The organism is Paenibacillus sp. FSL H7-0442 (assembly GCF_038593105.1).
Classification (GTDB): domain Bacteria; phylum Bacillota; class Bacilli; order Paenibacillales; family Paenibacillaceae; genus Paenibacillus; species Paenibacillus polymyxa_D.
Genome location: NZ_CP151963.1, coordinates 2,435,771 through 2,448,264 on the forward strand (window position 1 = coordinate 2,435,771; position 12,494 = coordinate 2,448,264).

At 50.9% G+C, this 12,494-nt stretch carries 1 protein-coding gene (cut by a window edge); it reads left to right on the top strand.

The annotated features are described in order from the left end of the window. Nucleotides 1-12,494, top strand: partial view of a non-ribosomal peptide synthase/polyketide synthase gene (locus MHH57_RS11180; RefSeq protein WP_342435092.1) — the beginning only. Its footprint extends 29,761 nt past the window's final position; 12,494 of the gene's 42,255 nt are visible here — the first part of the coding sequence; its start codon is at nt 1-3; its stop codon lies beyond the right edge, outside the window.

Here is a 12,494-nt window from a genome sequence, read left to right on the forward strand (position 1 = left end):
ATGACACAGCAAGATGTTCAATTGTTTTCCTTAAGCCAGCCACAGCAACGTATTTGGTATACGGAGCTTTTGTATCCTCATCGGAACACTTCAACAATTATTGCTACTGTAAAGATCAGGGGAACTGTTCGCATAGATGCCTTGCAGCAAGCAATGAATCGGGTAATTGCCCAAAATGATTCTTTTCGTATCAAAATTACTGCTCAGGATGGGATTCCATATCAATATGTAGAGCCATTTACGGCAGAAAGTATAGAAACGATCCAAGTTACCCCGGAAGAAGCGAATGTATGGTTAAAGCATCATAATCCACAGCCGTTCTCATTGTTGGATTCGCAGCTGTACCGATTTGTTATCTTGCAGCTCGGAACAGAAGAAACCTGGTTTAATTTTAAAATGCATCATATTATTTCAGACGGCGTGTCCATGAATCAGGCCATTAATGAAATCACAGGACATTATATGGATATTGTGCATGGTACAGGCCAAGATGCGCCGACCAAAGGCAATCCCTATCTGGATTTTATCCAGGTAGAGCAAAGTTATGAGCAATCAGACCGTTATCAAAAGGACAAAACGTACTGGACGAAAAAGTTTGCCGATTTGCCTGAGACTACAGGTTTGAAATCATATAACCCGCTGACACTGAGTACAGCTGCACGCCGGGAGAGCTTTATACTGGAACATGAGTTGTATCGTGGTGTTACGGCTTTTTGCGAAGAGCATAAAATTAGTATTTTCACGTTCTTCCTGGCGGCTCTGTATATTTATTTGCATAAAGTGACGGGGGAGCAGGACTTAACCGTGGGGACACTCTATGCCAACCGTACGTCTAAGAAGGAAAAGGATACCATCGGTATGTTCGTCAGCACCGTGGCTACGCGTCTGTTGGTCGAACCAGAATCCGAACTGCTGACCTTTCTGCAAGGTGTAGGGAAGGAGCAGGCGTCCATTTTGCGGCATCAGCGTTACCCGTACAACAAAATTATTCAGGATTTGCGTGAACAGCAAAGCAGCCTGGACATTCAGCGTCTGTTTGGTGCTTCCATTCAGTACCGCACCTTGAGTTTCTCCCGGTTTGATGAAGCGATTCAGCAGGTGGATAACGATTTCTGCGGAGATACGGTGAACGACTTCGATATTCACATGGTTGAAATGCTGGATGATGATAGACTCGTGCTGTATCTGGATTATCGTACCGAGCTGTTTAGTGAACAGGAAATTGCTCGAATTATTCGGCAATTTTTGAGTGTGGCGGAGCATATGGTGCAGGGCCCACACAAGCGGATACAGGAATTGTCGCTGATCAGTGAGGAAGAACGGGCGCAAATCGTCGACGTATTCAATGCTACAGCGGTGGAATATCCACACGAAGCAGGCATTCATGAGTTGTTTGAGGAACAGGCTGAACATACACCGAATCAGACAGCAGTTGTGTTTGGAAATGCCCGTTTAACTTATGGCGAACTGAATGTAAAAGCAAATCAACTGGCTCACACGTTGCGCGGACACGGTGTTACCGCCGAGCAAACTGTAGGTATCGTTGCTGAGCGTTCCACGGATATGATCGTCGGCATGTTGGCGATTCTCAAAGCGGGCGGTGCATATGTACCCATTGACCCTGATTATCCCGCTGAACGTGTACGTTACCTGTTGGAAGATTCGGGAGCGAAGTTGTTGCTGGTGCAGCGTGCAGAACAGCAACCGGAGGAATACACCGGAATCGTGCTGGATCTAAGCGATACTAAGGTGTACGCGGCAGAGGATGACCAAGGCTTGAATACCGTACATGGGGAGCAAAACGAGGCTTATCATGTGGATTATGCCGATTATACAAATCCGAAAAATGAGATTTTAAAGGAATCGTCCTCGTCTGTCGTAGACAGCACTGCTGGGACACAAGAACGTAAATTTGGAAACCGACTAGCTTATTTGATGTACACTTCGGGCACGACGGGACAGCCCAAAGGAGTTATGGTAGAACATCGCAATGTCGTGCGTTTGGTAAAGCATACAAACTATGCGCAACTGGGTGCTGACACGCGCATTTTGCAAACTGGCGCCGTTGTCTTTGACGCGTCCACCTTCGAAATTTGGGGTGCGCTATTGAATGGTGGACAGCTCGTGCTGGTGAGTCAGGATGTTATTTTGGACGCTCCCAAGCTCAAGGAAGCCGTGCGCAACCATGGTATCACGACAATGTGGCTGACTGCGCCGCTCTTTAACCAGCTATCTCAGCAGGACTTGGAGCTGTTCGAGGGGGTAGAAGAACTGCTGGTCGGTGGTGATGTGCTGTCCGTACCGCATATTAACCGGGTACTGGAGGCTCATCCGTCCCTGCGGATTATTAACGGTTATGGTCCGACGGAAAATACAACTTTTTCTACAACTCATACGATTGCCAGCGTGCAATTGGAATCGGTGCCGATTGGGCGTCCGATCCACAACTCCACAGCGTATGTCGTAGACCGTTCCATGCAGCTTCAGCCTGTTGGAGCATGGGGTGAGCTGATCGTCGGCGGTGATGGGGTGGCACGTGGCTACCGGAACCGTCCTGATTTAACGGCTGAAAAGTTCGTAGATAGTCCGTTCCGTAGCGGAGAGCGCTGCTACCGTACAGGCGATTTGGTTCGCTGGAATGAGGATGGAACGCTGGAATACAAAGGACGGATCGACGCACAGGTGAAAATCCGGGGCTACCGGATTGAGCTGGGCGAGGTGGAAGCGCAGCTCTTGAAGCTAGATGCGGTACAAGAAGCTGTCGTCATTGCACGTGAGGATGAGCAGGGACAGAAACAACTCTGCGCATATGTAGTCACCCTTGTGGATATCGCGGCTAGTGAGTTGCGAAGCACCTTGAGCCAAGAATTGCCGGGTTATATGGTGCCGTCGTATTTTGTGCAGATGGATCAATTGCCGTTAACACCAAATGGCAAAGTGGATCGTCGGGCGTTGCCGCAACCGGAGGGAAGCGTGGATTCCGGCGAGGATTATGTAGCAGCCCGTAATGAGGTAGAGCGGACATTGGTATCGGTATGGCAATCTGTACTGGGAATCGAACAGATTGGTGTTCTGGATAACTTTTTCCATTTGGGCGGCGACTCGATCAAGGCCATCCAAGTGTCTTCAAGACTGCTGCAAAATGGTTACAAGCTGGAAATGAGGGAGTTGTTCCAGTATCCGACGATTGCTGAGCTGAATGGACGGGTGCAGCGGGTGACCCGCGTTTCCGATCAAGGAGAAGTTAGTGGAACCGTGGCATTGACACCGATTCAACACTGGTTCATTGAACAGCAGCCATCCAATCCTGAGCACTATAACCAGGCTCTGATGCTGTATCGTGAGGATCGACTGGACGAAACGGCGCTTCGTCAGGCACTGCAAAGCATTGTCGAGCATCATGACGCTTTGCGCATCGTATTCCGCCAGAATGCAGACGGTGGGTATGAAGCATGGAACCGAGGCGTGCAAGAAGGAGAGCTGTATAGCCTCGAAGTGGTGGATTACACAAGGGAGTCTGACTTTGCTCATTTGCTGGAGAACAACGCCAACGAAATCCAAAGCAGCATCCTTCTAGATGAAGGACCGCTGGTAAAGCTGGGTCTGTTCCGTTGCAACGATGGAGACCATTTGTTGGTAGCAATCCATCATTTGGTGGTTGACGGTGTGTCTTGGCGTATTTTGTTGGAGGATTTGGCAACCGGCTATGAACAGGCTTTACGGGGCGAGTCTGTCCGTTTGCCGAATAAAACGGATTCCTTCCGCCTTTGGGCTAATCAGCTGTCAGCTTATGCGAACAGCACAGCATTGGAGAAGGAGCGTGCGTATTGGGAGCAAATTGAGGAAGCAGGGAAAAGCCAGGCATCCTTGCCTAAGGATTACAATCGTAAATCTCAGGCCAAGCCACAGCTTCGCGATGATCGGACGCTGACCGTAGCGTGGACGGTAGAAGAAACAGAACAATTCTTGAAACAAGCTCATCGGGCCTACAATACGGAAGCAAATGATCTGCTGCTGACAGCTCTGGGCACTGCAATTCAGGAGTGGGCGGGCATCCGTCAGGTGCTTGTAAATCTGGAGGGTCATGGACGGGAAGCCATTTTGCCGGATATGGATATTACGCGCACGGTCGGTTGGTTTACCAGTCAATTCCCGGTTGTACTCAATATGGGCGAGGATCGGAATGTAGGACGGCGTGTCAAGAACGTCAAAGAAGGGCTGCGCCGTTTGCCGCATAAAGGGATTGGATATGGGATTTTGAGATATCTTGCTAGCGGTGAAGGAGAAGCAGCTTTTGTTGCCGAGCCAGAAATCAGCTTTAACTATCTCGGACAATTCGATCAGGATTTAAAGAATAATGCCTTCCGCATGTCTCCTTATTCCATCGGAGCTTCCATGAGTGACACGTTGACCAAGCGGTATGCTCTGGATATCAACGGCATGATCACGGACGGTGCACTGGAGCTGACAATCAGCTACAGCAACAAAATGTTTATGAAAAAATCAATCAAAAAGCTGGCTGATCTGCTTCAAGAGAGCTTGCGTGAGGTATTGGCTCACTGTGTGGGCAAAGAGTTGCCGGAGCTGACGCCAAGCGACTTGTCCTTCCAAGGACTGACGGCTGGAGAGCTGGATCATATTGTAGAGCAGACGGCTGCTGCGGGAGAACTGGAAAACATTTATTCGCTCACACCCATGCAAAAAGGCATCCTGTTCCACGGCCTAATGGAGCCGAAATCCGGGGCGTACTTTGAGCAGGCGACATTTGATCTGCAAGGCAGCTTTCAAGTGGAGGCTTTTGCCGAAAGCTTAAATCAACTAGTAGATCGCCATCAAATATTCAGAACGAATTTTTATAGCGGATGGAATGAGCAGCCTTTACAGGTGGTGTACCGTCACAAGCACGCCGGGTTCCGTTTTGAAGATGTACGTTCGATGGAACAAGGTGAGCAGGACGCATACATTGCTGATTTTGCTGAGCGCGACAAAGCCGAAAGCTTTCATTTCAGCTCAGGCGAGCTGATGCGGGTGTCTGTTTTGCGTACAGGCGAGGAGTCGTACCATTTTGTGTGGAGCTTCCATCATATTTTGATGGACGGTTGGTGCTTGTTCCTGGTTGTCGGGGAAGCCTTCAACACGTATTTTGCCATCCTCGAAGACCGCAAACCGGAGTTAGCCTCAGTAACGCCTTACAGCGAATATATTGAATGGCTGGATCGGCAGGACAACGTGGAGGCTGAACGGTTCTGGCGTGATTATTTTGCTGGCTTTGAGCAGCAGACCGTATTACCGCAGGTAAAACAGCTGGACAGTCACGCTAAAGAATATGAAGCGGACAAGCTTTCGTTTACACTGGGCCACGAAGTGACGGAACGGATGAACAAGCTGGTTAAGCAGAAGCAAGTAACGGTCAATACCCTTCTGCAAGCAGCGTGGGGCGTTGTGCTGCAACGGTATAACAACAGTCGGGATGTTGTATTTGGCAGTGTCGTATCCGGCAGATCAGCGGATATTCCGGGCATCGATAAAATGATTGGTTTGTTCATTAATACGGTTCCTGTACGAGTTCACAGTGAGAAAGATATGACGTTTGCTGCGTTAATGAAGCAGATACAGGAGCAGGCACTGGCTTCCCGTGCCTATGAAACCTATCCGTTGTATGAAATTCAGGCCCTAACAGAGCAGAAACAGGACCTGGTGAACCATATTATGGTGTTTGAAAACTACCCGGTGGAACAGCGCATGGAGCAAATGGGCAGTCGTGGCACGAATGGCTTTACGATTGCAAATGCTTCCGTGTCGGAGCAAACGAACTATGATTTCAACATTACGGTTGTGCCGGGCGATGAAATTCATGTCCATTTGGAGTACAACGCGCAAGTATTGGAACGCACGGCTGTAGAGCAAATCCGCGAGCATTTGCTGCATATGATTGAAGAAGCGATTAACCGACCAGATGCGCTGGTAGATGAACTTGAGCTGGTGACTGCTGCGGAAAAAGCAAAAATCATCGATGGTTTTGGATCCGTGGGCGTAGCTGCATGGAGTGATGAAAAGCAATCAGAAGGGTTGTTCCACGTCTATGTGGAAGAACAAGCGCAGCTTGTGCCGGATCATGTGGCAGTGGTATACGAGGAGCGGCAGCTTACGTACCGCGAGCTGAACGAGCGTGCGAACCAGCTTGCCCGCCGATTGCGGAATGAAGGCATTGGGCGTGAATCCATTGTTGGTATTTTGAGCGAGCGATCGGTGGACATGATGGTCGGCGTACTGGCGGTATGGAAGGCCGGCGGTGCATACGTGCCACTGGATGCAGATTATCCATCCGAACGTATCCGCTTTATGCTCGAGGACAGCGGCGCTACGGTGCTGCTTACGCAAACAGGTTTGCAGGAGCGCGCGCAAGCATGGCTGGAGGAGAGCCGACAGGTCTTGGCCGGTGGGCAGTCTGAGGGCGAGTTGGAAATAGCGGCTGGCGCTGAAACGATGGAAAGAGGCAGCCTGAGTGAAGGCGTAAGTTTTAAATTAGATTCGAGTTCTGACAACGAAGAAGCATCCGAACCGGCAACAGGGCTGCGTCTGCGTACTGTATTGGCGCTGGACGATGAGTCGTTGTACACCGGAGATGCCACGGATGTGGAACATATCAACGAGCCGCAGGATCTGGCATATGTGATCTACACGTCCGGTACAACGGGACGTCCGAAGGGTGTCATGATCGAGCATCACAGTTTGGTAAACACAGCTGCGGCATACCGCCGGGATTACCGTCTGAACCAGTTCCCAGTACGCCTGTTACAACTGGCAAGTTTCTCCTTCGACGTGTTCGTCGGCGATATCGCACGGGCGCTCTATAACGGTGGCACGATGGTCATCTGCCCGAAAGACGACCGGATTGATCCAAGCCGTCTGTATGGCTGGATTCACGATTATCAGATTACGGTGTTCGAATCCACACCGGCTTTAATCGTACCGTTTATGCAGCATGTGCATGAACAGGGCCTTGACATGAGCAGTCTGGAATTGCTGATCACCAGCTCGGATAGCTGCAGCGTGACGGATTATCGGGTGCTGCAAGAACGGTTTGGTGCGGATATCCGCATTATGAACAGCTATGGCGTCACGGAAGCGGCGATTGACTCCAGCTTCTACGACGAAGAACTGTCAAAGCTGCCAAGTAGCGGCAGTGTGCCGATTGGTCAGGCATGGCTGAACGCACGCTTCTACATCGTGGACAGCCAGCTGAATCCGGTGCCGATCGGTGTGCTGGGTGAGCTGTGCATTGGCGGTGCTGGCGTGGCACGAGGCTACCTGAACCGTGCAGACCTGACGGCCGAGAAGTTCGTAGCGAATCCGTATGTAGCCGGTGAACGATTGTACCGCACAGGTGACCTGGCGCGGTGGATGCCAGACGGCAATGTGGACTTTATCGGCCGGATGGATTATCAAGTGAAAATTCGGGGCTACCGGATCGAGCTGGGCGAGATTGAAACGGCGATCCAGCGGGTACCGGGTGTGCGTCAAGCGGTAGTCATCGATCGGACGGACGAGCGTGGACACAAGTACTTGTGCGGGTACATCACGGGAGAAGCCGAACTGCGGATCGAAGAGGTACAGGCCGAGCTGGAAGCAGGGCTACCCGCGCACATGGTGCCAGCACGGTTGATGCGTCTGGAGACGATCCCACTGACCAGCAACGGCAAAATCGACCGTAAGGCTTTGCCGGAACCGGAAGGCAGCATCCATGCGGGTACAGCCTATGTGGCCCCTCGTACTATCGTAGAACAGGTATTAACTTCGGTATGGGCCGGGGTACTTGGTGTCGAAACGGTAGGCACGCAGGATAACTTCTTTGAACTGGGCGGCGATTCGATCAAAGCACTGCAAGTATCGTCCCGCTTGCTGCAAGCAGGCTACCGAATGAACATGAAAGACCTGTTCAGCAATCCGACAGTAGCGGCACTCAGTCCTTTGCTTCGTACAGATGGCAAGATGGCCAGTCAGGAAGAGGTCGTAGGCCAGGTGGAACTGACACCCATTCAGCGATGGTTCTTCGAGCAGCAGCCGGCTGACCTGCACCACAGCAATCAGGCGATGATGCTGTACCGAGCTGGGCGCTTTGACGTCGACGCGCTACGCCGTACGATGGACCGTATTGTCCAGCATCATGACGCATTGCGCACGGTATTCCGTGAGACGGAGCAAGGCTATGCCGCTTGGAACCGCAGTGTAGAGGAAGGCGAGCTATACACGCTGGACATTGTAGATTTTAGCGGCGTTGAAGACGAATCTGCCGCTGCAGAAGCTAAGGCGAGTGAAATTCAAGCAGGCATTCATCTGAGCGAGGGTCCACTTGTGAAGCTCGGTTTGTTCCATTGCGCTGAGGGCGACCATTTATTAATGGTCATTCATCATTTGGTTGTGGACGGTGTATCGTGGCGTATTTTACTGGAGGATTTGGCATCCGGTTATGAGCAGGCTGTTGCAGGTAAAACAGGCACAGCTATTCGACTGCCGCATAAAACAGATTCGTTCCAGGTATGGGCCAAACAACTGTCAGCCTATGCGAATCGGGCGACGATGGAGCGTGAGCTAGCCTACTGGCAGCATATCGAACAAGCAGAAGCCAGTCTTGCGAAGCCTTTGCCGAAGGATTTTGCGAATGATAAAGCCCTGCTCGGAGACAGTGAGGTTGTGACGGTCCGCTGGACGAAGCAGGAAACCGAGCAGTTGCTCAAACAAGCTCATCGCGCATACAACACGGAAATGAATGACCTGCTGCTGGCTGCGCTCGGAAAAGCCGTATATGACTGGTCTGGTTCTGAACGGGTGCTGGTCAACCTGGAGGGCCATGGACGGGAAGCTATTGTACCGGATGTGGATATTACGCGGACAGTCGGTTGGTTTACGAGCCAGTTCCCGGTTGTACTGGATGGAAGTCTGGGACAAGGGAGGAATACGGCTCGTCTGGTCAAACGGGTCAAGGAAGGGCTGCGTCATATTCCGCAGAAAGGCATCGGCTATGGTATTTTACGATACCTGTCGGATACGAATGTTCTGGAGAAAGCAGGCGTGCAGTTAAAGGCTCAGCCTGAGATCAGTTTTAACTATTTGGGCCAATTCGATCAGGATTATAAAGGCAATGATCTGGAGCCTTCCTCCTATTCCATCGGTGTGCCTGTCAGCACGAATGCGGCTATGGATTTTGCACTGGATATCAATGGAGTCATCGAGGATGGAGAACTGATTTTCACGATTCGCTACGGTACAACGCAATTCCGTCATGAGACGATTGCACGACTTGGAGAGCTGCTGGCATCCGGCTTGCGTGAGGTGATTCATCATTGTGTCGCCCAAGAAAGAACGGTGTTGACCCCAAGTGATGTCCTGTTAAACCATGTAACGCTGGATGAGCTGGAGCAATTGGTGAAGGATACGCAAGATATGGGTGAGCTGGAAAATGTGTATGCTTTGACACCGATGCAAAAGGGCATGCTCTTCTTCAGTCTGATGGATGAAAATTCGGCAGCTTATTTTGAACAGGCCACCTTTGAATTGAACGGGCGTTTTGATGTGGTTGCTTTCGGTAAAAGCTTTGACCTGCTCGTACAGCGTCATGAGGCATTACGGACGAACTTTATCAGTTCATGGAAGGATGAGCCTGTACAGGTCGTCTTCCGCAACCGTAGCGGAGAATTATATTATGAAGACTTGCGCGGACTAGAAAAAGAGGAACGAGAAGCTCGTGTTGAAGCTTTTGCCATCGAGGACAAAGCGAAAGGATTCAATCTCGCAGAGGATGCACTCATTCGTGTCTCCATTTTGCAAACTGGGGATGAAACGTATCACTTTGTTTGGAGCTTCCATCACATTTTGATGGATGGCTGGTGCTTGTCCTTTATGACACAGGAGGTATTTGGCAGCTATCTGACACTGCGCGCCGGTCATGAGCCAGCGCTGGAGCCTGTCACGCCGTTCAGTCGATTTATCGAATGGCTGGAACGTCAGGATCGTGAGGCAGCTTTGCAATATTGGCGTGGGTATCTGGCGGACTATGAGCAGCAAATTACACTTCCTCAGCAAAAAACACAGCCTAAATCGATGCAAGCCGGGCTATATGTCGCTGAAGATCTGGAATGTGACTTCCAGCCAGAGCTGGTTGCTCAGATCGAACGGGTAGCGAAGCAAAATCAGGTCACGATCAATACGCTGATTCAGACCGTATGGGGCGTTCTGTTGCAAAAATATAACAACAGTACGGATATCGTGTTTGGCAGCGTTGTGTCCGGTCGTCCAGGGGATATTCCAGGTGTGGAGCACATGATCGGGCTATTTATTAATACAATTCCAGTGCGTGTGCAGTCTGAACCAGGTGAAAGTTTTGTCGAGCTGATGAGACGAACACAGCGGCAGGCGCTGGCTTCCAATGGTTATGATGCGTTCCCGCTGTATGAAATTCAAGCACTGACCGAGCAGAAGCAGGATTTGATCAATCATATTATGATATTTGAAAATTATCCGGTGGAGCAGCAGGTAGAGCAGCTGGGCAGTGAAGGACAGGAACCATTTACAATTTCGAATGTGGTGGCTACAGAGCAAACGAACTACGATCTAAACGTCGTCGTGATGCCAGGAGAAGGTATCAAGATTCGTTTTATGTATAACACGCTCAGCTTTGATCAAGCAGGTATTGAGCGCTTGTATGGACATTTTGCACGTTTGCTGGAGCAAATTTCGCTCAACCCGCATGTTCGGGTGGAAGAGCTGGAACTACTCACAGCAGCAGAAAAACAACAGATTACAGCGGCCTTTAATGACACCGCTTGTGCATTTCCGTCCCATCAGACGATTCATCAGCTGTTCGAGGATCAGGTGGAGTGTACGCCGGATCAGGTAGCATTGGTGTTTGGACATCAGCGTCTGACATATCGGGAGCTGAATGAACGTGCCAATTCATTGGCTCGAATGCTTCAAGCCCAGGGAGTAGGACCTGACAAACTGGTCGGTCTGATGGTGCAGCGTTCCGTGGAAATGATCGTAGGTCTGCTGGCTGTGCTAAAAGCAGGCGGTGCTTATGTGCCGATTGATCCCGAATTTCCATCCTCTCGTATTGCATACATGCTGGAAGACAGCGAGGCCGCAGTGCTTCTGACCCGTCGTGAACTGGCAGAAGAACACCATTGCCATGCCAATACCCTGTTTCTTGAGGATGCCGCATTGTATCAGGGAGAAAGTAGCAACCTGGAGACGATTGCCCGCCCAGAGCATTTGGCTTATGTCATCTATACGTCGGGTTCGACTGGAAATCCGAAAGGAGTTATGCTCCAGCATCGCTCGGTCCTCAACTTTATTACTGGGATGCGCGAAGTCATTGATTTTGAAGCGAGCCAAACCATGTTGTCACTGACGACCATTTCATTCGATATTTTCGTATTGGAAACCATTCTCCCCCTGTTGGGTGGAATGACGGTTGTGCTTGGCGACAGCCAGCATCAGGTGAATCCTCAGGCGCTGGGTGAGTTGATTACTCAACATTCGATTGAGATGTTGCAAATGACCCCATCCCGGTTACAAATGCTGTTGAGTCATGAAGCAGGCTCGCGCGTGCTGCAAAGCGTGAAGGCAATTATGGTTGGGGGCGAAGCTCTTCCGTCCAAGCTGCTCGCAGCACTGCAAGAGATAGACGGTCCCCGTATTTATAACATGTACGGACCTACAGAAACGACGGTGTGGTCGGCCGTGCAGGAACTGACCCATGCTCAGCATATTAATATTGGACGTCCTATTGCGAATACCCAAATCTATATCATGAATGCGAGTGGAGAATTGCAGCCCGTCGGTGTGCCGGGCGAGTTATGTATTGCCGGGGAAGGATTGGCCCGTGGGTATTGGAAACGTGAAGAACTGACGGCCGAGAAATTTGTGATTAATCCGTTTGCTGGGGGTAAGGCAGGCCATGAGCGGATGTACCATACAGGCGATTTGGCGAGATGGACGCCGGACGGCAACATTGAATATTTGGGGCGGATGGACCATCAGGTGAAAATTCGGGGCTACCGAATCGAACTGGGCGAGATCGAATCGCAGCTGTTGCAGGTGGAGTCGGTACAAGAAGCGGTCATCATGGCACGCACGGACGAAACGGGTCAAACACAGCTCGTGGCGTACTATGTGGCGAGTCAAGAACTGGGAGCCGGTGAGCTGAGACATGAGCTGGGACAAGAACTGCCAAGCTATATGATGCCGTCGTATTTCATCTGGTTGGAGCAGATGCCGCTGACACCGAACGGTAAAATCGACCGCAAGTCCCTGCCAGCACCGGAAGGCAATCTGCACAGCGGTGCGGATTATGTAGCGCCACGCACTGCACCGGAACGAGCGCTTGTAGCGGTCTGGCAGTCCGTCCTGGGTGTGCCAACCGTCGGTATGTTGGACAATTTCTTTGATCTGGGTGGCGATTCGATCAAGGCGATTCAAATCGTATCGCGTGCATT